At 45.4% G+C, this 22757-nt stretch carries 20 protein-coding genes and 1 tRNA gene; 14 read left to right on the top strand and 7 right to left on the bottom strand.

The window, feature by feature from the left end; translation table 11 throughout:
* Positions 1 to 433 precede the first annotated feature (433 nt).
* The 5 genes from AC1DXC_RS26755 to AC1DXC_RS26775 all read left to right on the top strand — a co-directional run bounded on the left by AC1DXC_RS26755 (position 434) and on the right by AC1DXC_RS26775 (position 5119).
* Complete coding sequence (locus tag AC1DXC_RS26755) at positions 434 to 796, top strand: hypothetical protein (protein ID WP_477462244.1); 363 nt, start codon at positions 434 to 436, stop codon at positions 794 to 796.
* 387 nt (positions 797 to 1183) lie between these two features.
* Positions 1184 to 3139: a 1,4-alpha-glucan branching protein GlgB gene (gene glgB, locus AC1DXC_RS26760; RefSeq protein WP_477462269.1), complete on the top strand. Its 1956-nt coding sequence runs from the start codon at positions 1184 to 1186 to the stop codon at positions 3137 to 3139.
* A 9-nt stretch (positions 3140 to 3148) separates the two neighbouring features.
* The gene (locus AC1DXC_RS26765; RefSeq protein WP_477462245.1) at positions 3149 to 3334 is read left to right on the top strand and encodes a hypothetical protein; all 186 of its coding nucleotides are present in this window, start codon (positions 3149 to 3151) and stop codon (positions 3332 to 3334) included.
* Positions 3335 to 3442: 108 nt separating this feature from the next.
* Positions 3443 to 4342: a helix-turn-helix domain-containing protein gene (locus AC1DXC_RS26770; protein ID WP_477462246.1), complete on the top strand. Its 900-nt coding sequence runs from the start codon at positions 3443 to 3445 to the stop codon at positions 4340 to 4342.
* Between the two features lie 51 nt (positions 4343 to 4393).
* Positions 4394 to 5119 carry an SDR family oxidoreductase gene (locus AC1DXC_RS26775; RefSeq protein ID WP_477462247.1) on the top strand — a complete coding sequence of 242 codons (726 nt, stop codon included), beginning with the start codon at positions 4394 to 4396 and terminating at the stop codon, positions 5117 to 5119.
* 63 nt (positions 5120 to 5182) lie between these two features.
* Here the strand turns inward: AC1DXC_RS26775 and AC1DXC_RS26780 are convergent, their stop codons facing one another.
* The 3 genes from AC1DXC_RS26780 to AC1DXC_RS26790 all read right to left on the bottom strand — a co-directional run bounded on the left by AC1DXC_RS26780 (position 5183) and on the right by AC1DXC_RS26790 (position 6847).
* Entirely contained in the window at positions 5183 to 6139 is a 957-nt protein-coding gene (locus tag AC1DXC_RS26780) for a CvpA family protein (protein ID WP_477462248.1), read from the bottom strand.
* 86 nt (positions 6140 to 6225) lie between these two features.
* On the bottom strand, positions 6226 to 6675 hold the full coding sequence (locus AC1DXC_RS26785; protein ID WP_477462249.1) for a hypothetical protein: 450 nt from the start codon (positions 6673 to 6675) through the stop codon (positions 6226 to 6228).
* Between the two features lie 98 nt (positions 6676 to 6773).
* Positions 6774 to 6847: transfer RNA gene (locus AC1DXC_RS26790), tRNA-Arg, on the bottom strand.
* A 275-nt stretch (positions 6848 to 7122) separates the two neighbouring features.
* Between AC1DXC_RS26790 and AC1DXC_RS26795 the strand changes: the two genes are divergently transcribed.
* The 3 genes from AC1DXC_RS26795 to AC1DXC_RS26805 all read left to right on the top strand — a co-directional run bounded on the left by AC1DXC_RS26795 (position 7123) and on the right by AC1DXC_RS26805 (position 11225).
* The gene (locus AC1DXC_RS26795; RefSeq protein ID WP_477462250.1) at positions 7123 to 9132 is read left to right on the top strand and encodes a GAF domain-containing sensor histidine kinase; all 2010 of its coding nucleotides are present in this window, start codon (positions 7123 to 7125) and stop codon (positions 9130 to 9132) included.
* A gap of 523 nt (positions 9133 to 9655) precedes the next feature.
* Positions 9656 to 9889 carry a hypothetical protein gene (locus AC1DXC_RS26800; RefSeq protein WP_477462251.1) on the top strand — a complete coding sequence of 78 codons (234 nt, stop codon included), beginning with the start codon at positions 9656 to 9658 and terminating at the stop codon, positions 9887 to 9889.
* A gap of 475 nt (positions 9890 to 10364) precedes the next feature.
* Complete coding sequence (locus AC1DXC_RS26805) at positions 10365 to 11225, top strand: N-acetylglucosamine kinase (RefSeq protein ID WP_477462252.1); 861 nt, start codon at positions 10365 to 10367, stop codon at positions 11223 to 11225.
* 281 nt (positions 11226 to 11506) lie between these two features.
* On the opposite strand, the gene AC1DXC_RS26810 is transcribed toward AC1DXC_RS26805, so the two are convergent.
* Positions 11507 to 12202: an NUDIX hydrolase gene (locus AC1DXC_RS26810; protein WP_133232350.1), complete on the bottom strand. Its 696-nt coding sequence runs from the start codon at positions 12200 to 12202 to the stop codon at positions 11507 to 11509.
* Between the two features lie 124 nt (positions 12203 to 12326).
* On the opposite strand from AC1DXC_RS26810, the gene pfkA reads away from it, so the two are divergent.
* From pfkA to AC1DXC_RS26830, 4 genes are all read left to right on the top strand, one after another.
* Complete coding sequence (pfkA, locus tag AC1DXC_RS26815) at positions 12327 to 13313, top strand: 6-phosphofructokinase (protein ID WP_477462253.1); 987 nt, start codon at positions 12327 to 12329, stop codon at positions 13311 to 13313.
* Entirely contained in the window at positions 13314 to 14162 is an 849-nt protein-coding gene (locus tag AC1DXC_RS26820) for a hypothetical protein (RefSeq protein ID WP_477462254.1), read from the top strand.
* A gap of 7 nt (positions 14163 to 14169) precedes the next feature.
* Positions 14170 to 15165, top strand: coding sequence for a type I glyceraldehyde-3-phosphate dehydrogenase (gene gap, locus AC1DXC_RS26825; protein WP_477462255.1), 996 nt, complete (start codon positions 14170 to 14172; stop codon positions 15163 to 15165).
* A gap of 273 nt (positions 15166 to 15438) precedes the next feature.
* Positions 15439 to 15912, top strand: coding sequence for a YybH family protein (locus tag AC1DXC_RS26830; RefSeq protein WP_477462256.1), 474 nt, complete (start codon positions 15439 to 15441; stop codon positions 15910 to 15912).
* A gap of 441 nt (positions 15913 to 16353) precedes the next feature.
* Here the strand turns inward: AC1DXC_RS26830 and AC1DXC_RS26835 are convergent, their stop codons facing one another.
* A complete protein-coding gene (locus tag AC1DXC_RS26835; RefSeq protein WP_477462257.1) occupies positions 16354 to 16620 on the bottom strand; it encodes a translation initiation factor IF-3 C-terminal domain-containing protein in 267 nt (88 codons plus the stop codon).
* A 189-nt stretch (positions 16621 to 16809) separates the two neighbouring features.
* On the opposite strand from AC1DXC_RS26835, the gene AC1DXC_RS26840 reads away from it, so the two are divergent.
* On the top strand, positions 16810 to 17808 hold the full coding sequence (locus AC1DXC_RS26840) for a 2-hydroxyacid dehydrogenase (RefSeq protein WP_477462258.1): 999 nt from the start codon (positions 16810 to 16812) through the stop codon (positions 17806 to 17808).
* A gap of 192 nt (positions 17809 to 18000) precedes the next feature.
* Here the strand turns inward: AC1DXC_RS26840 and AC1DXC_RS26845 are convergent, their stop codons facing one another.
* Together AC1DXC_RS26845 and AC1DXC_RS26850 are read right to left on the bottom strand one after the other, a co-directional pair.
* Positions 18001 to 18705: a response regulator transcription factor gene (locus AC1DXC_RS26845; RefSeq protein ID WP_477462259.1), complete on the bottom strand. Its 705-nt coding sequence runs from the start codon at positions 18703 to 18705 to the stop codon at positions 18001 to 18003.
* Positions 18702 to 20021 carry a sensor histidine kinase gene (locus tag AC1DXC_RS26850; protein ID WP_477462260.1) on the bottom strand — a complete coding sequence of 440 codons (1320 nt, stop codon included), beginning with the start codon at positions 20019 to 20021 and terminating at the stop codon, positions 18702 to 18704. Before AC1DXC_RS26850 ends, AC1DXC_RS26845 begins: the two co-directional genes overlap by 4 nt.
* Before the next feature lie 124 nt (positions 20022 to 20145).
* On the opposite strand from AC1DXC_RS26850, the gene AC1DXC_RS26855 reads away from it, so the two are divergent.
* Positions 20146 to 22524, top strand: coding sequence for an outer membrane beta-barrel family protein (locus AC1DXC_RS26855; RefSeq protein ID WP_477462261.1), 2379 nt, complete (start codon positions 20146 to 20148; stop codon positions 22522 to 22524).
* The last annotated feature ends 233 nt before the right edge of the window (positions 22525 to 22757 follow it).

Below are 22757 nucleotides of genomic sequence, written 5' to 3' on the forward strand. Positions count from 1 at the left end.
CATAACATGCTAATGTTTAGGATGTGGGGTTAACCCGGCTAATTCCATGCTACGAACGTGGGGTTAAATTACTATAGAGCCTTGGGTTAATAAAAGAAGATAGCCAGGGTATCAGATCAGAATAGAGCCTCGAAGGCTAGAACTTATGAATATTTCCTACCGGCTATCTTCTCCACATCTTAACATCCCAAAATTATCAACAACAATCTGTTAATTAATTTCTTTGCAAGTCTAATGGAACTTGTTTCAGGACCCCACAGGACAGGTACGCGGCGTGTATGACGGCTCAGCATAGTGGCTACTTATATGATGGGGTACTGAAATAAATTCAGCATGACGATGCTGTTAAGCCCCCTTATGATTGCCTGAACATTTCGCAATTTTCAACAATCAACCTATCTTTCAATCCCCTACATTCGAAGAAAAAAAAGAAATGCTCAGGAAAATCCTATCGGTTATTGCGGGTTACATGGTATTTGCCATCAGTTCGGTTTTGTTGTTCAATTTAACGCATCACCATCCGCACCAGGATGCGCCTTTAAAATTTAAATTGATAACCATTGCCTACGGTGTTTTCTTTTCGATAATTGCCGGCCTGGTGGTGCAGCTCATCGCGAAGCAAAAAACGTTGGTCTTGAATTACATATTGGCTGCTTTGATGTTTGGACTTGCCGGCATCTCTATGGCCCTGTCAGCTGGCAGCCACTGGACGCAAAGTTTTGCCATGTTTATCTTCGCGCCGATATCTATTTTAGGTGGATACTTAAAAATAAAAAGTTCAATTGGTAAACAATAATAACCAGTAATAAAATCTCTGTGTCTCTCTGCGGCTACTCTGCGCCCTCTGCGGTTAAATATTCGCGATTGCCACCTCTTTTTTGTTTTAAATAAACAACTCCTGCTATTGTATGTTCAATAATTATATATTTGAACAACGGGAATTATTCCCGCAACCAACTAACCTAAGCGCGTACGGCGCTACCCCACTATGGCAAAGAAAAAAGAAACTACCGGAGCCGAATTATCCGAATCGAAACCTATAAAGGCAGCCAAACCAAAAGCCGCCAAAAAAGCCGAAGCCGCCCCAACGTTCCCGGAAGCTGAAGAACCGGTAGCGAAAAAGCCAAAGTCAGCATCAAAAAAAGCGGGCGCGCCGGCAACCAAACTGGCCGATAAAACCAAAATGGAGGTTATTATCAACGCAACTTCTGATACTGAGATAAAAGCCGTAGAGCCTTACAGCCGCTTTACCGAATTCGATATCAACCTGTTTAAAGCGGGTACGCATTATAAGCTTTACGAAAAGTTCGGTTCCCATGTGCTGGAGTATAAAGGCGTGGTGGGCACCTACTTTTCTGTTTGGGCGCCAAACGCGCAATACGTTGCTGTAATTGGCAATTTTAACGGTTGGAACAAGGGTTCGCATGCGCTCAACTACCGTTGGGATGCATCGGGTATTTGGGAAGGCTGGATACCCAATGTGGGCGTTGGCGAAACCTATAAATACTTCATCAAATCGCACAACGGTGCCGAACTGGAAAAAAGCGACCCATTTGCCCTGCGTTGGGAACTGCCGCCGCATACGGCATCTATTGTGGCCGATACCTTTTACGAATGGAAAGACCAGGACTGGATGCGAAACCGCTACGAGCATACCGCTTTAGACAGGCCGTATTCAGTTTACGAAATGCACGTTGGTTCCTGGGCGCGCAACCCCGAGAGCCCGGATGAGTTCCTGACCTATCGCCAGTTAGCCGCCAAGCTTGTGCCTTATATAAAGGAAATGGGCTTTACCCACGTGGAGTTCATGCCCATAATGGAGCACCCGTACTACCCAAGCTGGGGCTACCAGATAACCGGTTTCTTTGCGGCATCCAGTCGTTACGGCACGCCGCAGGATCTGATGTACCTGGTAGAGGAGTTCCACGCCAACGGCATAGGCGTTATACTCGATTGGGTGCCTTCACACTTTCCCGGGGATAAACACGGGCTTTACGATTTCGATGGCACGCACCTTTACGAGCACGAGGACCTGCGCAAGGGCTTCCACCCGGATTGGAAATCGTACATATTCAACTACGGCCGCAACGAGGTACGTGCCTTTTTAATCAGCAACGCCATCTTCTGGCTGGAGCGTTACCATATCGACGGCCTGCGCGTAGATGCTGTTGCTTCGATGCTTTACCTGGATTACTCGCGTAACCATGGAGAATGGGAACCTAACGCTTTCGGTGGCAACGAAAACCTGGAGGCGATTGCTTTCCTGAAAGAATTCAATACGGCCGTTTACAGGCACTTTCCCGATGTACAGACCATTGCCGAAGAATCTACCTCGTTCAGCGGGGTGAGCAGGCCGGTTTATACCGGCGGCCTGGGCTTCGGCATGAAATGGATGATGGGCTGGATGCACGATACGCTCGACTACTTCGAGCACGACCCAATACACCGCAAATACCACCAAAACCAGCTTACTTTTAGCATGGTATATGCCTTTACCGAAAACTTTATGCTGCCTTTTTCGCACGATGAGGTGGTTTATGGGAAGGGCAGTATGCTGGGCAAAATGCCGGGCGACGACTGGCAGAAGTTTGCTAACCTGCGCTTGCTATACAGCTTTATGTTTACCCACCCGGGCACCAAATTATTGTTTATGGGGGGCGAATTCGGCCAGGTGGGTGAGTGGAGCTTCGAGCGCTCTTTAGACTGGCATCTGCTGGAGCATACCAGCCATAACGGCATCAAAGAAGCCGTAAAAGCTATCAACAAATTATACAAATCTGAGCCGGCCCTGTACGAGAAAGGCTTCGATTGGACTGGCTTCGAATGGATAGATGCCAGCAACATGGCCGATTCGGTTATCGTGTACATGCGTAAGGGCATAGATGCGGCAAACGATCTGGTGGTAGTGCTGAACATGACACCGGTTCCACACCAAAACTACCGCATTGGCGTGCCGGCGGCAGGGGAGTGGCAGGAGATTTTCAATTCCGACCAGCAACAATATTGGGGCAGCGGCATGATCAACTTCAATCCGATAAAAACCGATGCCGAAGCATGGCATGGCAAAGAAAACTCGATGCAATTAACGGTGCCGCCGCTGGGGGCAGCTATATTTAAAAGGGTTGCAAAAACAAAATAACACACAGAGATGAAGTTCTTTTATTTATACCTCATCGGTGGCATAGCTGCATTAGCCCTGTTGGTTTACCAACTGATAACCACCTATCCTGATATCAAATACGGAGGTGCGTTGTTTTATGTTATCCCAACGGTGGGGCTTTTTTACATGGCCAATAAGGCTTATCATGTAAAGAAGGATAAGGAATTGATGTAGTGCTGCCTGGAGGAGATTTGCTAACTCTTTAAGAATTGGCAAATCTGGTTCTTGACGATTTTACCTAAAGATGGCTGTACCTGCGGCCATCTTTTTTAATTTTATACCATGCCCACATTAACCGCGCCCGAGAGAAACGTTATTGCCAATTATCCCCTGTTAGGAGATGATGGCAAACCCGTGATGATACAGGTGCGCGAATCTGACGGCGTAGAACCGATAATTGACCCCGGCTTTTTGCTGCCTCACCGCAAGCAGTTTTTCATGTTCGCGTTGGTGGTGCAGGGCAGCAGCCGCCATTGGATAGATGATGTGCCTTACACGGTAAAGCCGGGCCATTTTTACTTTACCGTGCCGCAGCAGATTCATTTAAAAGAGGAGATATGCCCCATGGAGGGCCTGGTTATCACTTTTACCGAGGAGTTTTTGTTGCTGGAAGAGAACCTGATGCTGCGCCGTCTCCCCATCATCCAGAACCCTGCGGCAGCGCACGAGTTGGTGCTTACACTCGAAGAGTTTGCCTACGTGCAGGACATCATGCGCAAGATGAACGACGAATACCGGGCCAATAGCGGCTGGCGCAACCAAATGCTGGCCTCCTGGCTGCAGGTGTTGGTGATATACCTCAGCAGGCTCTATGCCGAACAATTTGGCGAAGGCTGCAAGATAACACAGGGGCAGTGCCTGCTCAAAAGCTTTCAGCAGTTGATTACCGAACACCACACCCATCAGCACGAGGTTGCAGGATACGCTAATTTGCTTAATCTCACCCCTGGTTACTTCAACGATGTTATTAAACAGCAAAGCGGAAAAACGGCTATAAGCCATATACATAGTCGGTTGGTTATGGAAGCGAAGCGCCGTTTGCTGCATACCGAGCTTTCGGTAAAGCAAATTGCCGATGAGCTTGGTTTTGAGGATGCAGCCTACTTCAACCGCTTCTTTAAACGCCTTGCCGATGCCACCCCGATGGCTTACCGCCAGCAAATCCGCGAAATGTACAGTTAATGCCCTGCTATGTCCAGTGGCATAACTATTGCCGTGCTATAGCTTTGCATCATGAAAAAACAAACCGTATTAATTACCGGCGCCAATAAAGGTATTGGCCTGGAAACCGCGCGGCAACTGGCAACAGCTGGCTACCACATCTACCTGGCTGCCCGCGATAAAGATAGGGGCGATGCTGCTGTTGCCCAATTACATGCCGAAGGCTTAACCGATGTGGAGTTTATACAACTGGAGGTAACCAGCGAAGAATCTGTGCAGGCAGCTTACGCCGAACTTAGTAGGAAAATAGATTATTTAGACGTATTGATAAACAATGCCGGTATCCCCGGCAGCTTCCCGCAGTCGGCTCTAAATACGCCCGATCAAATATTTAGAGATGTGTTTGAGGTAAACGTGATAGGCGTAGCACGTATTGCGCGGGTTTTTGTGCCCCTCATGCAAAATGCGCCCAATCCACGAATTGTGAACGTAACTTCAGACCTTGGTTCGTTAACGTTGCATAGCGACCCAACGTGGAGGCACTATGAGGTTAAAACGGCTGCTTACGGCCCATCGAAAAGTGCATTGAATAATTACACCATTGCTTTGGCTTACGAATTAAAAGATAAATTCAAGGTGAATGCTGTAAACCCCGGCTACACCAAAACCGACTTTAATGGTAACCAGGGCTATAAAAGCGTGGAAGAGGGTGCTGCGCCTATTGTAAAATATGCTATGATAGAAAAAGACGGCCCAACCGGAGCATACTTCAGCGACTATGGCGTAACGCCCTGGTAAAATAACGCAGCAGGAGGGGCGGGGCTATAAGGCGCCGCCTTTCTTTTTAGGGTTTGTTTGTTCTTAGTTCCTGAAGTTTTGGGTAATCATCAACCCGTATAGGCCGCCATCTAAAATACCAATACCCACCCGCCCGTAAGCCGGGTTTAGTATATTGGCTCGGTGGCCTGGCGAGTTCATCAAACCGGTATGCGCCAAGGGCAGCGTTTGCGCAAGCGCGATGTTCTCACCCGCGGTAAGGAAGGTTATCTTACCCTTTATCATGCGCGCGTATGGGTCGGCACCCTCGGGCGTGTAATGCGAAAAGTAGCTCCGGGCAAACATATCTGCTGAGTGTTTACGGGCAACAATGGCAAGTTTAGGATCGGCTTTTAAAGAGTGCAGGCCATGCTCTTTACGCTCTTTATTGATCAATACCAGCATTTCGGCTTCAAGGTCGGGCCGTTCGGTGGCGTCGGTTACTTTAAAGGGGAGTTTTATGGCTTCCTCGCCACCTGTTTTGTTGTCTTTGGTGGGTTCTGTATGGTTAAGTACCTCTCTAAATACGGGCGACAGCGAGTCGTCCATCCAGCTTACCTTGGCAATCAATTTCCGGGCTACACGGCTTTCCCTTGTCTCTTTAGAAAGGCTGTTGGTAAAAGGCACCAACAGCAGGATGCCCGATATCAGCACAGCCCAGATGAACCCGTTGGCAAAACCGGGGATGGCACCCAAAAGCTTATTGGTTTTGCTGATATGCTTATCGATGGGTATGCGATCGAGGGTACTGTCGATAATCCTATCCAATACAAGCTTGCCGATGAAAATACCGGCTATGAACGACAATGGTGCCACCCAAAAACCTGCCGAGGGCATCATCATATGCAAAAAACCTGCAAGCGGGTGGTATAATAAAAAGCCGATGATGAGACTACCCACCCATGCCGCCAACGAAAGCGCCGACAGGATAAAACCATGTTTGATGCCCGTGCGGATGCAAATGACGATGATGAGGATGAGTAAGAGGTCGATGTAGTTCACGGAGTGGTTTTTGGGCAAGGATATTTTCTAAATTTAACTTTTCCATTTAAAATTTAAAAATTTATCCGCCAAAAGAGAAATCGGATTTAGTGTTCGTTTATATCTACTCCCGGCACCGGCGTCCCAACATCCAGCCGATAAAAACGCATGCTTAACATCGCTACAAGCAGATTTGGGATAACCATCAGTAAAATATTCCCCAGGGAATACTCGGCGGCACTACGGACTATGTGGAAATGCACATAAACTAAGGGGATAGAAACGAAGAAGGTAGAAATTGTAATCTGCGACTTTTTATTGTAAACGCCGGGGGCAGATCGCATGGCCCTATAAATAGCAAAAGGTAATACCACAGTAATTATGCCTGTTAACACAGCAATATCGTAAAAATCGATACGGGCTGCAAATCCCCAATTATCTGGTTTTATCAGGAAAACCAACGCCATAAAAGTGTACATGATAATCATGCTTAATATTGGCGATACGAATAATGTGGTAAAGCCCACTTTTAAGGAATAGGTTAGGATTTTTTTCATGATGATCATGTAAAAATAGGCCTTATAACGGCATTTGCAATGCCTTAAAAACACAAAAGCCTTAAATCTTTCGACTTAAGGCTTTTTGGGATTTGTTGTGATCTCAACAGGATTCGAACCTGTGACCGACAGATTAGAAATCTGTTGCTCTATCCAGCTGAGCTATGAGACCATGCAAAATTTTGCGCTGCAAATATGCAAATTTATACTCAAAATGGCAATATCCCCAAGGGCTTATTTCAGCTTCGCTTTGTATCGACTTGGCATAGTTCTCTAAACCGTTTTTTTTGCAACGCCCGTAATGCTTTCACAATCTGACCGTAGAGGAGAATTATGACAGCCTTCATCTAAACTTCTTAATATTTGGAATTTAACCAGCATTTAAAATTCCCCGAAAAATTCCAAATTATGTTTTACCTTTAATTAAAATCAATTATTTTTTTTTTAATGCAGGCTACCTACACTCAACCAACCTTTCAAGCTATTGTAGAAGCCATGCCTTCTGCCGTCGTCTTGATGAACGCTGAGGGGCATATCACGTATATCAACCATCAAACGGAAAAGCTTTTCGGTTACGAACGCCAGGACCTGATCGGGCAGGAGATAGAAATACTTATTCCGCAACGGTTCAAACATCATCACCCAAAACTCAGGGATGGTTTTATTGCGGCTCCTTCCGTACGGCACATGGGCCCCGGCAGAGACCTGTATGCCTTGCGCAAGGATGGCACCGAGTTCCCGGTAGAGATAGGTTTAAACCCTGTGAACACGGGCGATAAGGTCCTGATAATTGCATCGATAATTGATATTACCGAACGCAAGACGGCTAATGAAAAGCTCATACAGGCTCACCGGTTGTATTTGTTTTTAAGTCGCATTAATCAAACTATTGTTCATTTAAAGGATAAGCAAACCCTGTTTGATGAAGCCTGCCAAATAGCTGCCGAGGTTGGGAAATTTCAAATAGCATGGATCGGCTTGGTAAACACTGAAAATAAAACGATCAACCTTGTCGCTCAACGCGGCTTTTTGGAGCAAGACACCCACCTGTTTAAAAACTTTGCCTATAAAGCCAGTGTCGTACTGAACCAGGTTATCACCAAAGGTGAGTGTTATATCTGCAATAATATTGAGCGGGATTTTCAGGGCCAAGCATGGAAAGCCACCCTCCTGGGACTTGGATGTCGCTCTTTCATCGTTCTGCCCTTAAAAAGAGGCGGGCACACGGTGGGAATATTTAGCCTGGCCAGCGGCACAGATGATTTTTTTGATGCCGACGAACTCGCTTTATTGACCGAAGCTGCAGAAGACATCTCTTTTGCCAAAGGTGTATTTGAAAAAGACAAACAGAGGCAGGCAGCGGAACGGGCCCTTCAGCAATCCGCGTCTAACATCAACCAAATCATTGATATCATACCCCAGGCTGTTTTTGCCCAGAACGCGGCGGGGAAATTCATTTTCGTCAACAAGGGGTTTTCCCAACTCTATCATGTCGGGCCGGAATTTTTATTAAACAAAACCTTTGAGGAGGTATTGACAGGCTATAACACGCTGGCACATTCCCGCGAGGAAGAAATAGCTACCATCCAATCCGGCAAGATGAAGGTTATCCCTGAAATGCGGGTAACTGACTATTTAGGTAAAGAGCGTTTTTTTTATGTGACGAAATTACCTTATACCGTTCCTGAAACCAATGAAAAAGCGCTCTTGACCATCGCGATGGACATTACCGAGCGGAAAGAGGCGGAAAGAGAACGGGAAAGAATCATAACGGACCTGGTGAAGCGTAATAAGGACCTTGAACAATTCGCTCACATTTTATCGCATAATGTTCGGGCACCGCTTTCCACGATATTAGGTTTGACATCCCTGGCTAAAGCAGGCGTTACCCCGGAGGAGCAAGAGGTCATCATAGATAGTATTGCCAACCGCGCCGACCAACTGGATAAGATAGTGGTAGACCTGAATGAGATATTAGAGGTAAAGCGTGATTTGTACGAGCTTAAAATGCCTGTTAAACTGCAGGAGGTATTGGAAGAAGTAACTCATATGCTGACGACCCTGATTAACAATAAGATGGCGCAGATCGAAACGGACTTTTCGTCCTTGCCCGAGGTGGTCAGCGTACGCGCCTTTGTGAACAGTATTTTTTTCAACCTGATCTCTAATGCCCTTAAATTTGCTAACCCCGAAGTAAAACCTATTATCCGGGTTAGTTCCGCGCAGGCGGACGGACGGCTGTACTTGCGATTCGAGGATAATGGGCTGGGGATAGACCTGGATAAATATGGGACGCAGGTTTTCACCATCTATAAACGTTTTCACAACGGTATCGAAGGCAGCGGCATTGGCTTATTTATGGTAAAAAACCAGGTGGAATCCTTAAAGGGACAAATCGAACTGGATAGTAAACCCGGCCTGGGTTCTGTTTTCAAGATCACGCTTCCGTTAAATTAACTTTTTTACTGGCTGTATAAAATTGGTTTGATTTGACTGACCATTGTCCTCAATTGTTGCGGTAATCCAAATACAGGCTTTCTGAGGGTACAATAGCTAAACATTTTCTGATTATCTTTCTTAGTTGAGACCAAAATCAAAAAAGCCTTTAAACTTTCATCTAAAGGCTTTTAACCTAAACGTTGGGAAGATTCGAGCTCCCAACCTCCAGCACCTCATGATTGTTCCATATCGTCTTTATCGTAATTAAACCAGTTAATAAAGGCAGTATTCCCGCTTTGAACCCTCGAGCCGTAGAATTAGCTTTTTAAAGCTGAAGTAGCCCAGTCCACACAGATTAGAAATCTGTTGCTCTATCCAGCTGAGCTATGAGACCATGCAAAATTTTGCGCTGCAAATATGCAAAGTTATACTCAAAATGGCAATATCCGCTTCGTTGATTTATTGTGGCTTTTTAACTATATCATTAATAAAACTTCTTTAAACGTAATAAAACCTATATTTACATCCGAATAACGTGAATATGGGATTACCGCTGAGGATTACTTTTGATGATAAAGATTATGTTTACCAGATTGTTAATAGCAAACTGATAGGCCAAAACACCACCGAACTTGAACTGTTATTGAACGGCGAAAAAGTGGAACTGATAAAAGATGCCCGGCGGGTTTGGACCCTTAAAGATGGCAACACCTCGCTCGACCCTGAACTGGTGCAGGCACTTGGCCGGTCGGTTTCGTTGAGGCTGAGGATGTAACTCTGCGTCGCAGTCCGCCAAATTCCTTAAAATACAAATAAGTCCTATCGAAGAGATGAGTATCCTCATCATCATTCCCGGTTTTTTAAGCGTATTAAATCGAGCCTATGCCAACGCTACCCTCGTTGCAGATTTACTTCCTTTCCCATAATGAGCTTTACGAGCAAAACCATCGTTTTTGTCGCCTTTTATTAACCTTGCGGTAATATTGCATCAATAGTTGCTGAAAAATTATCTATCATTGCAGTTATTACCATACTGTGAAACAGCGCCAGGAATGCGTTTTTATCTGTTAGCTTGACAGATAAAAACGCGGTTAAAAATGTTAGCAAAAACCCGAAAAAGTTTAATTTTTCGCATAAAATCGCATTTTATGATGTGCATTTAGCAAAAAACAGCATTAAAATAACCAAGTGTTTTTTTTACAATAAGTAAATCATACTTTTAACACAATTTTTTTAAAACTCTTAACTATATGATCATAATTGCTGACGGTGGCTCGACCAAAACAAACTGGTGCCTGGTTACTGAAGAAGGTAAAAAAGTGTATTTCAATACCGAAGGTTACAACCCGTATTTTGCTCCGAAAGATTACATCATACAATCCCTAAAGGAAAGTTTACCAAACGACCTGGAGAAAGACAATATTAGCGAAGTAAACTACTACGGCGCAGGCTGCTCTACTCCCGAGATGCGCAAGGTTGTGGAAGAAGCTATGTCGGCCGTTTTTACAAAATCTAAGGTAAACATAGGCCACGATTTGCTGGCTGCCGCACGTGCCTTGCTTGGCAACACCGAAGGTTTCGCAGCTATTTTAGGCACCGGTACCAACACCTGCCTTTACGACGGCAAGGACGTAGTACAAAACATCGACTCTGGCGCTTATATCCTGGGCGATGAGGGCAGCGGTTGTTACATCGGTAAAAAACTTTTAACCGATTACCTGCGCGGTTACATGCCCGAAGCCGTACGCAAAGCATTTTGGGAAGAGTTTAAATATACGCCAGATGATATCAACGAGATTGTTTACACGCAGCCCCGTGCAAACCGTTTCTGCGCAAGCTTCAGCAAATTCGTTTACGATAACAACGTTAACATCGAATACTCGCGCAACCTGGTGCGCACCTCGTTCGAAGATTTCTTCAAGAACCTGGTTACCCACTACCCCGATTATCAAAAATATACCTTCAATTGCATCGGCTCGGTAGGCTACAACTTCCGCAACGTGCTCGAAGAAGTTTGCACCGAAAACGGCATGACCGTTGGCAACATCATCCGCTCGCCTATAGATAACCTGGTGAAATACCACCTGGACCTGGCGCCTAGTAGTCTTTAGAATCAAGAATCAAGAGACAAGAATCAAGAGACAAGAATCAAGAGACAAGAATCAAGAGACAAGAATCAAGAGACAAGAATCAAGAGAAAAGAATCAAGAGACAAGAATCAAGAGACAAGAATCAAGAGAAAAGCGAAAAGGGGTCGAAAGCATTTGCTTTCGCCCCCTTTTTATTACCACCCGTCAATGACGTGCCGGGTTAAATAGCGAAAGCCCGGAATTATTCCAGGCTTTCGCTGTTCTTTTGTCTTATCTCTTGATTCTTGTCTCTTGAATCTTCTCTACTGCACCAAATTCAATTCGTTCTGGAAAATCTTGGCATACTTTCTTCTATCAAACTTGTAGAGTTTGGCGGCGCGGTACGATACGCCCTTCTGCTTCTCGTCCAGCTCCTTTAAAAAGCCGTAGCTCAGCATCTTCTTGCGGAAGTTGCGCTTATCCAGCTTTTTGTTCAGCACTGCCTCGTAAAGGGATTGCAGCTGCGTGAGCGTAAATTTCTCGGGCAGCAACTCGAAAGCGATGGGTTGATAATTCAGCCTGCGACGTATCTTATTGAACCCGGTGTTGAAGATATCGCTGTGGTCGAAGGCTAGCTTAGGTAAATCGTTAACCGGGTGCCAAAACGCCGATTTTGCGTACTGGGTAACCGGTTTAAGTTCCTTTTGCCCGTTTATACGTATAAGCGCGTAATAGGCAACGGTGATAACGCGCCCTTGCGGGTGGCGCTTTACCTCGCCAAACGTGTGGAATTGCTGCATGTGCAGATCGCGAAGGCCGGTGAGCTCGTATAAAATACGCTCAGCGGCATCATCGATACTTTCATCCTGCGATACAATGTATCCCGGCAAAGCCAGCCAATCCTTAAAGGGTTCCTCATTACGTTCAATGAGCAATATCTTTAATTCGCCGGCTTCAAAGCCAAAAATTACACAGTCGATGGAAAATACCGAATCAAATGTTGGTAACTTTACTTCCAAAAGTGGTTATATTAGGTTAACTGGTTAAATATATACCTTAAAATTCATTACAAAAATAATAAATTAAATTTAATGGTGTAATTTCGACACCTTATATTCGTGGCACAAATTTACGATCGTAAAAATGGGTAAAATTTCAAAAATAGCAGTCCTCACTTCAGGCGGCGATGCACCGGGCATGAACCCTTGCATACGAGCAGTAGTGCGTACTGCCATCTATAATAAGCTGGAAGTTGTTGGCGTAAGGCAGGGTTACCAGGGCCTTATAGATAATAATATGTACGATATGCAAACCCGTTCGGTGAGCAATATACTTAACCTGGGCGGTACTATATTAAAAACTGCACGTTGCTTGCCTTTTCGTACCGATGAAGGCATGGAACTGGCGTATAATAATATAAAGGCACAAGGGATTGATGGTTTAGTAGTTATTGGCGGCGACGGAACTTTTACCGGTGCGCTGCGTTTCTCTAAACGTTTCCCGGATATTGCCGTAATGGGCGTGCCCGGCACCATTGATAATGATTTATACGGCTCTACCTACACGCTTGGTTTCGATACAGCTACCAATACCGTTATAGAAGCCATAGATAAGATACGCGATACTGCCGATGCGCACGATCGCCTTTTCTTCATAGAGGTAATGGGCCGCGATTCGGGCGCTATTGCCCTGCGTGCAGGGATTTCCTGCGGTGCCGAGGCTATTTTATTGCCCGAGCGCGCTACCGCTATCGACGATTTGATAGAAAGTCTTAAGGCGGGCCAGTTCAACAAAAAATCATCCAGCATCGTCATAGTTGCCGAAGGCGATAAAACCGGTGGCGTGTATGATTTGGCCGAGCGTGTGCGCGCGCAGGTTAAATTTTACGATATCAAGGTTACTATATTGGGTCACTTGCAACGCGGCGGCAGTCCTTCGGCTTTCGATAGGGTGCTGGGTAGCCGCTTAGGCTTCGCCGCCGTTAATGCTTTAATAGCCGGAAAATCGCAAATGATGGTAGGGCTTGAGGCCAACCATATTAAGTTGACCACTTTAGAGGAAGCGTTGACCCAGCACCAGTTTAAGCTGGAAGAGGATTTAATGCAAATGTCTGAAATCTTATCAATCTAAATGTTAGCAGTCGTTTATAGTGGGTCTAACAATGCGGGTTGGCGCTTAGCCGATAAGGAGAGGACTATTGCCTCTTTTAACACCAATGCTATTAACCCCTATTTTAACGACGGAAAATATATTACGGACCTGCTTAACCGCAACATTAACCTCATACACCACGCCGAAGAAATAAAACGTATTTACTTTTTTGGCGCGGGCGCGTCGTCAGACGAGCGTAAGCAAGTTGTAAAAAATGCCCTCGAGGCTTTCTTCAAAAATGCGAAAGTAGTGGTAGAGCATGATATTGCCGCCGCCGCCATTGCCTGCTGCAAAAATAGCTCCGGTATTGTAAGTATTTGCGCAAGCGGCACTAACGCCGCCTGGTACGATGGCAGGAAGGTGAAGCCCAACAACTATGGCCTCGGTTACATCCTGGCCGACGAAGGCAGCGGCAACTGGCTGGGCCGCCAACTTATCAAAAGCTTTATGAATGAGACCCTTCCGGCACATTTGCGCAAGAAATTCATTCACAGCTACGATGCCGACCGCAAGACTTTATTAGAGAAAGTTTACCGCAAAAAAGAGCCTGCTTTATACCTCAGTTCGTTCAGCGAGTTCTTTTCGGAGAATAAAAACGACGTTTATCTGCGCAGTATCATTAAAACAGGATTTACTAAGCTGATTGATACCTATTTATTACCTTTGCGCGCGGAACACCCGGACGCCCCTATTCATTTTGCAGGCTCGGTGGCCTCCAATTTCCAGGATTACCTGGCTGAGGCCGCAGAAGAGCGGGACATTAAAATAGCAGGCATCATAAAAGAACCTATAAACAATTTGTTGACTTATTATTCAAATAAAAATTAGAAAAATCATGAAAATAGGAATTAACGGCTTTGGCCGTATCGGCCGTTTAGCTTTCAGGGCTGCAATTGAACGTGAAGGTGTTGAAATTGTTGGTATTAACGACCTGGTAGAGCCTGATTATATGGCTTACATGTTGAAATACGATTCAACACACGGCCAGTTCAAAGGCACCATTGCTGTTGAAGGCGGCCATTTGGTAGTAAACGGTAAAACTATCCGCGTTACTGCCGAAAAAGACCCTGCAAACCTTAAATGGAATGAAGTAGGTGCAGAAGTTATTATTGAATCTACAGGTTTATTCTTAACCTTAGATACTGCACAAAAACATATCGATGCCGGTGCTAAGAAAGTAGTAATGAGCGCCCCTGCAAAGGATGATACCCCTACATTTGTAATGGGTGTAAACCACAAGCTGTTAAAAGCTGAGCAAACCATCGTTTCTAACGCATCATGTACCACCAACTGTTTAGCGCCTATCGCTAAAGTATTGGATGATAAATTCGGCATTGAAGAAGGCTTAATGACTACCGTACACGCAGTTACAGCAACCCAAAAAACAGTTGACGGCCCATCGGCTAAAGACTGGAGAGGCGGCCGTGGCGCTTACCAAAACATCATCCCTTCATCAACAGGTGCTGCTAAAGCAGTAGGTTTAGTTCTTCCACAATTGAAAGGCAAATTAACAGGCATGAGCTTCCGTGTTCCGGTTGCCGACGTTTCTGTTGTTGACTTAGTTGTGCGTTTAAAAACTCCAACTTCATACGAAGGTATCAAAGCTGCCATGAAAGAAGCCTCTGAAGGCGAATTGAAAGGCATCCTTGGTTATACAGAAGACGAAGTAGTATCTGAAGATTTCAAAGGTGATGCCCGTACATCGATATTCGATGCAAAAGCAGGTATCGCTTTGAATGATAACTTCGTTAAAGTAGTATCATGGTACGACAACGAGTGGGGTTACTCAAACAAACTGATTGACCTTGTACAAGAAATTGGCAAACTGTAAGGTTCGTAAATTCTTAAAATAAATGCGAAAGCCTCCCGTTGGGGGGCTTTTTGCGTTTTGTAATAAACCTTAGTGATGTGACAAGGCGAGGAGGCTGTAAATATGCAGTAGTGCCGGATAGAAATCCTCTATCAATTATATCTTGGTTTTTGAAAGATTGCAGGTAAGTTCTTATATTGCATAACATCTAATTTCAATAGGCATTGTTCCCCGCTTTGCCTTTAATAACATGAGTTACAACTCAAACTCTTGAAAAACAAACAAGCTACTATCATGAAAAAAATCTTCACTATTTCGTTTTTTATCGTTTTGGCTGCACTAAAGAGCTATGGCCAGCAAATAGACACCGCTAAAGAAAACACGCAAATAAGGCAGCTTATTAAAAATTATGAAGACGCCTGGAACCGGCACGATGCTAAAGGTTTGGCCGATAATTACACTGTTGATGCAACTTGGGTAAACTGGTTTGGTGCCTATTATAAAGGGCGGGATGACATTCAATTTCATTATCAGCAGGTTCATACCACCTATTTTAAAAATACCCATTATTATACACGTGCGATTGAAGATATTACCTATTCGCATCCAGATATGGCCATATCGCACGTGCGGACCGGTTTAGACGGCGATGAGCGGTTCCCGGGCCAAACTTTCGAATTTCGCAGGATGATTGTATTGGTAAAACGCGACGGATCATGGAAAATACTCGCCGGGCAGAATGCTAAACTGGAGAAGGGGATAAAATAGTTGTTGGTTATGCTCACTACTTGTTGGGGCTTCCTCGCAGTAAGCTGGCAAAAATGCGGACGAATCCGTGCGTGCTATGCTTCATTTGTCCTGGTGTGACCCTTGCATGATACTTTTTTTGATTGGAAATGAGCTTATTGTGTCTGTGTGACACGTTTGACTTGACATAGCTTATTTGACATAATATATTTGTTACATCTATTGGGCATTCGCCTATTGTGATAAGGTTTAGGTTTAAGTCCCCAAAGAGCAAGTCTAAGGGGACTTTATTTTTTTCACCGCCTTCGTTGGTCTTGTGACCAACGAACCCCGATGTTTGTACGTAACGAGGTAATCCAACAAACCGCATTGATTGTAAATACATGGTAATCGGTGAGGCGGTCATTCAGCCAATTAAATACATCCGGGAATAAACCAGGACGGCTTTTTTGTTCCGGCAATTTACCCTACAATCGTCGATGTAAATAATAGAGGCATCTGCCTACCCTCGTCCAATGGCGGCCATGGGGCGGTTGCGTAATCTTGCAGATCCTCTACAAACCTGCTCAATAGCCTTACGCCCAATTCGGGATGGTTAAGTTCTTTGCCCTTAAATCTTACGATTACCCGTACCTCGGAACTCTTCTTTAACAAGGAAATAATGTCGCCAATTTTAGATGCGTACTCAAGTTCTGATAACCGCGGGTGAGTCTTGATTTCTTTTATCATGGTTTATCTGTAATTAAGGTTATTGCAAAAGCATGTTTGGCTTTCGCCGCTGTTGGTCTTGTGGCCAACAGTCGCTGTTGACTAAGATAGCAAAAATAGTCGCTCCATTGACACACCCCTGCGGGGACGAAACGCCAACAACTGCGGAACAGCAAAGAATAACCTTACCTTTGCGCATACACATCAACCATGAAGATCCAATTCTTTTCTGCCAAGCCGTACGATAAAGCATTTTTTGTCAGCCATAACGAAGCCTATGGCTTCGAGCTGGATTTTTTGGAGACCCACCTGGGCCCGCATATTGTAAACGCTGTCGACGACGGTACCTTTGCCGTTTGCGCCTTTGTTAATGACAAACTCACAGCCGAAGTAATTGCTGCCCTTGCCGCAAAAGGCGTAAAGGTTATAGCGCTGCGTTGTGCCGGCTTTAATAATGTAGACCTGGATGCGGCAAAGCAATACGGCATACGCGTATGCCGTGTGCCCGCATACTCGCCCGAGGCCGTTGCCGAACATGCTATGGCGATGCTGCTTACGCTTAACCGAAAAACGCATAAGGCCTATAACCGGGTTCGCGAGCAAAATTTCTCGCTGAATGGCTTGCTGGGCTTTAACCTACATGGCAAAACGGTAGGCGTAATTGGCACCGGGAAAATAGGCAAAGCTTTTTGCCGCATTGCTTTGGGCTTTGGCTGCAAGGTAGTAGCGTACGACCTTTTTGAGGATGAAGAACTAAAATTGCTCGGGGTAGGGTACACCACTTTTGAAAGCGTACTGCGCCAGGCAGATATCCTGTCGCTGCATTGCCCTTTAACGCCCGACAATAAATACATGATTGGCAAGGATACGCTGGCCATCATGAAGCCCGGCATCAGCATCATCAACACCAGCCGCGGCGGGCTTATCCATACCGGCGACGTGATAGAGGCTTTGAAAACCGGCCACATCGCTTATTTAGGGATAGATGTGTATGAGCAGGAAGAAAAGCTATTCTTTAAGGATCTTTCGGGCTGTATTATAGAAGATGACACCATCCAGCGGCTCATGAGCTTTCCAAACGTACTGGTTACCGGGCACCAGGCCTTCTTTACACAAGAGGCACTCTCGCAAATAGCAGAAATTACGCTCCACAGCGTTCAGCAGCTTAGTAGAGGGTTGGAGCCTGATGCAGCGGTGATATTGGTATAGCAATTAGCGGAAGCGGAGTATTTTGCTGATTCCGCCGCCTCCAGCCTTCGTTGGGCGTTGTTACCAACGAACCACGATGCTTTTAGTTCGTACATTTGCTTTGGCTCAAGCGGGACGCTTGAACCGGCGGCGGTTTTAATGAGTACTAAATGAACTTCAGCCGTTTTTAATTGGCATTAAACAACAATTCTTTCATTTCATTTTTTGTGCTGGTCGAGTTATGAAACGGAATTCAAAGCCGGTCCCGCGCACCGTTTCCAACACGATAGCCGGATCGACGTTAAGGTATTTACGCAGCTTGCTAACGAAAACATCAAGGCTGCGCCCGGAAAAATAATCATCGTTTTTCCAGATATGCAGCAGCACTTCTTCGCGTTTGATAAGCCGGTTAGGGTTCCGACAGAAATAAAGCAACACTAATGCTTCTTTTTCAGTCAGCCGCACATTGCCGTTCTGATGAACTAATAAGAGGCTCCGGTGGTCAAAGGCAAAATCACCAAGTATAATCATTTCCGGCAGGGGAACAACCGCCTGTTCCGCCCGTTTCAGGATATTTTTGATCCGTAATACCAGCTCGTCCGCCTCAAAGGGTTTGACCACATAATCATCGGCCCCTAATTTTAAGCCTTTTAATTTGTCTTCCTTCTGATTCCTGGCCGTTAAAAAAAGAAATGGCATTTCCGGTTGCAGGCGGATGATCTCTTCCGCCAGCGTAAAGCCGTCCATTACGGGCATCATCACATCCAACACGCAAAGGTCAGCAGTTGCGGCTTTCAGGTATTTCAACGCCTCCATGCCATTGGGTTGCCAGGTTACATTGAACCCGGCCAGTTCCAGGTATTGTTTCAGGATACCCGCAAAATCAAGGTCGTCTTCGGCTAACAGGATATGTTTCATGCTAAGGGTAAGGTTAAAGTAAAAGTTGTACCATGACCGGGCGAGCTTACCACACCAACGGTTCCCACGTGCGCGATGGCGATCTGGCGGCTGTAATATAGTCCAAGTCCAAGCCCTTTCACACTATGGATATCGCCCTTTTCCACCCGGTAGAACTTTTCAAAGATATCCTGCCATTCGGAAGGTGAAATTCCGATGCCGTCATCCATGATCCCGATCCGGTAAAAACTTTCGTCCGCAGCGGTAACAATAACCAGATGGGTGCCTCCATATTTCACCGCGTTATCCAGGATATTGGTGATGGCGGTAGTCAGGTGAAAGCGGTCTGCTAATAACGTAACCGGCTCAAACTCAAACCGCGTGGTAAGTTTAATAGTTGGATGCGCCGCTCCGAAATCCTCCAGCAACTGAGCGACGAAAAACTCCATATTTAGTTTTTCTTTTTTAAGAACCAGTTGTTGAGGCCCTGCCGTATGCGTGATTACCTGGTCGATCAATCTTTTGAGGCGTTGTTGTTGCCGCTCGCAAATCATTAGCGCATTAGCGATAATGGCATTAGTTTTTATCTCTGGCTGGCTTTTAGCTGTGCTGATCGCCACGTTCAGCGTCGCCAAAGGCGTATTAAACTCGTGCGTAATGTTGTTGATAAAATCGGTCTGCATATCAGCGATCTTTTTCTGCGTGATCAAGCCTTTGATGGAATAATAGAACAACACCACAACAAAACCCAGCAGCAATACCGAAAATATCAGCAGGCCCATCATTTGTTGCAGGATGCTGATCTGCCAGTCATTGATGCTAAAGCTGGAACGGCTGTTAAAGTTTTTGATCACCACGCCGGATTCATTGCCATTGCTCGAATTCAGGTCATGAATGATCTTCGCGTGTTCCAATGTTTTAGCATTACCAAACCAGGCCTGGTTATGAATGGTCAAAGAATCATTGGTCTCAACATCAATCAGGGTGGCAGAATGGATCACGACAGTATAAGCCGTATTGTACCGGCTCAAAACATGGTTGTTTTTAATGTAAGCGGCGATCCTGTGGGAATTGGATATCGAACCTGTTTTTATAAACTGTTCAAATGCGCCATAACGGCTCTGTTTGAATAAGGGCTCCGCTTCCCTGAACCAGATATTGGTCAGGCTATCGATCCCGATGCTGTATTCCATTTTGATCAGTTCGGCACGGACGGCCTGCTCGGCCTCTTTCGATCGCAGAATAAAAGTATTGTAAATAAAATAGCCCTGGATGGCCGTTAGCGCCAGCACCGCCAGCGAACAGGCCCAGATCAGGTAACTGATTTTCATTTTCATGGCTCAAAGGTAAATCAGACAGTCCATTAACCGTGCAGGTTTTACCGTCATTAACATTCCGTTAACCAAGCATTAACCAAAATCAGGCATTCAACACCACACTTTTGCCTTAAATCAATTCATTATGTATAAGTTCATATTAATCATCGCTCTGTTTATCCCCATCACTTTACAGGCACAAACGTTCAAACTATCTGGCAAGGTGCAGGATGCCGCTCATCAGCCTGTATCCTATGCAACCATCACCGTTCAAAACGCCGCAGATACAACCATCAGGCAAAGCACCCTGAACGATTCTGCCGGTGTGTTTTCATTTGAAGCTTTGAAAAAAGGCAGCTATGTGTTAAAAATAAAAACTGTCGGCTTCAAATCTATTTCACAGCAAGTTGTCCTGAATCAAGACATCGTGTTGGAAACGATCTTACTAAACAAAGACCTGACACAACTTAACGAAGTGGTCATAACCGCTAAAAAACCCACTGTTACTCACAAGATCGATCGAACGGAGTTCAACGTTGAAAATACCGTTCTTTCCACAACAAATGCCTGGGAGATCGTCAAACGCGCACCGGGCGTACAGTCTGGCGGCGGGGAGTTGTCCATCAGAGGCAGCAAGAATATTTTAGTTACCATCAATGATAAAAAGGTTTACTTGTCGGGCGAAGAACTAAAGGCCATGCTGGAAGGCACCAACGGCGGCGATATCAGATCGGTCGAGGTTATTACTAATCCACCTGCCAAATACGAAGCCTCCGGCAGCGCAGTGATCAATATCAAAATGAAGACCAATACAAAAGCAGGCTACAAAGGCTCCATTAGCACCAGCTATCAGCAGGGTATTTATGCGAAGGAAAACATCAGCACCAGCCAGTATTATAAAACCGGTAAGTTATCGCTCTTCGGCAGCTACAGCCTGGGCAAGGGTATATATTATAATGAGATCAAAGAAGTAACCCAATATCCAATGCAGAAGCAAATATGGGTAGATGTTCTGCACCGCAAAAATTACCGCGATGCAGAACATAATTACCGGGCCGGACTGGATTATGACATTGATCGCCTGAATAAACTGAGCGTGGGTGTAGATGGGTATATCGCTAAAAAGAACCATGCACTTTACAGCGTGCCAACGGATATTTATGTTACCGACGGTAGCTTTCAAAATAGCTTTACCACGCAAAACTACCGACTGACACCGAATACGAATACCGATGTAAATCTCGTGTACGAACATGCTTTCGGCGCCAAAGAAAAGATCAGCGCGGCTGCCGACTACACCAATTATAAAAACAATACCAGTCAGGATGTAAAAACCAGTAACTATGTCGCCGATAAGCGTTTTAACCGTTTCCTCACCGATAACGTGCAGCACATCCGCCTTTTCTCTGCACAGGCGGATTACAGCAAGGAGAGCAAGGCTTTCAACCTTGGAGCCGGTGTCAAATTCAGCAAAGTGAAAGCAGACAATAACCTGGATTTTCAGATTGAGGGCGTTGCGGGGCTGGTGAATTATCCGGAATTGAGCAATGTGTTTAATTATAAAGAGTCGGTTACCGCAGGTTATATTAGTCTAAACAAAGACATCAGCAGCTGGAGTTTTAAGGCAGGGTTACGTGGAGAGTACTCCAACATTGACGGGAGATCCGTACACCCGCAGGAAATAAACAGCCAGGATTATTTAAACCTATTCCCAACATTGTTCGTGCAGGATAAGATCAACGCCAATAACCAGTTGGGGCTTACCTATGGTAAAAGGATCACCCGGCCCCAGTATAGTTATCTCAACCCCTCCAAATCTTATTTCACACCTAACTCTTACCTGATAGGCGACGCAAAACTGAAACCGGCGCTCAGCGACCAAATTAGCCTGCTGTACACGTTCAAGGAGAAATACAATGCCACGCTGTATTATATGGGCGATAAGAATCCAACCACCCAGCTACCGGTACAGGATAACGCCACCAACACCTTGATCCAGAAAGTAACGAATATCCCGAGGAATAACGCCTACGGTATCGACCTTAGCACCAGCCTGCAACCCGCCTCCTGGTGGGGCATCGACCTAAACCCCGGTGCTGCCTATGTCGAAAGCAATTTCATTCTTCTCTCCGGCGGCCTGTATCGTAATCATGCCTTAACTTTCAATGGCGCAATAGATAACCAGTTCACATTAGATAAAACACACGGCCTTACTGCCGGCATGAACTTTAGCTTTTATACAGCCGGCGTACAGGGACCAGCCAAAGTAAGTGGCATGAGCAGCCTGGGTTTCAGCGCCCGCAAAAAATTATTTCATAACCAGGCGGAAGTATCCCTAATTGTCAATGACGTTTATCGCGGTGAGCGCCTGAGGGTTACTTCGGATTATGCTGATCAGCACAACTATTTCACATATTACGGCGATACGCAAAGTTTCCGCATCAGTTTTAGATATAACCTCGGCAATGTAAAGCTGAAAGGTAAAGAAGCGAAGGGAAAAACGGATGAGCAGAACCGGCTATAACAAATACTATCAATATATCTTGTAACAGATTTTTACGCCGCCGTTGGTTTTGTGACCAACGGTGTTATTTTTATTTTATGAAGGAAATACCGTCCCGAAACGGCATCAGCTTGTTTGGTGACAACACCAACAAGGGCTGGGCACCACGAACACCAACAAGGGCGGAATAAACTGAACTATTTTCTGGATGCAATAATATGTTTCGTAAAATGAATTATGCACCAACCAATTCT

The organism is Mucilaginibacter sp. P2_D11 (assembly GCF_056404435.1).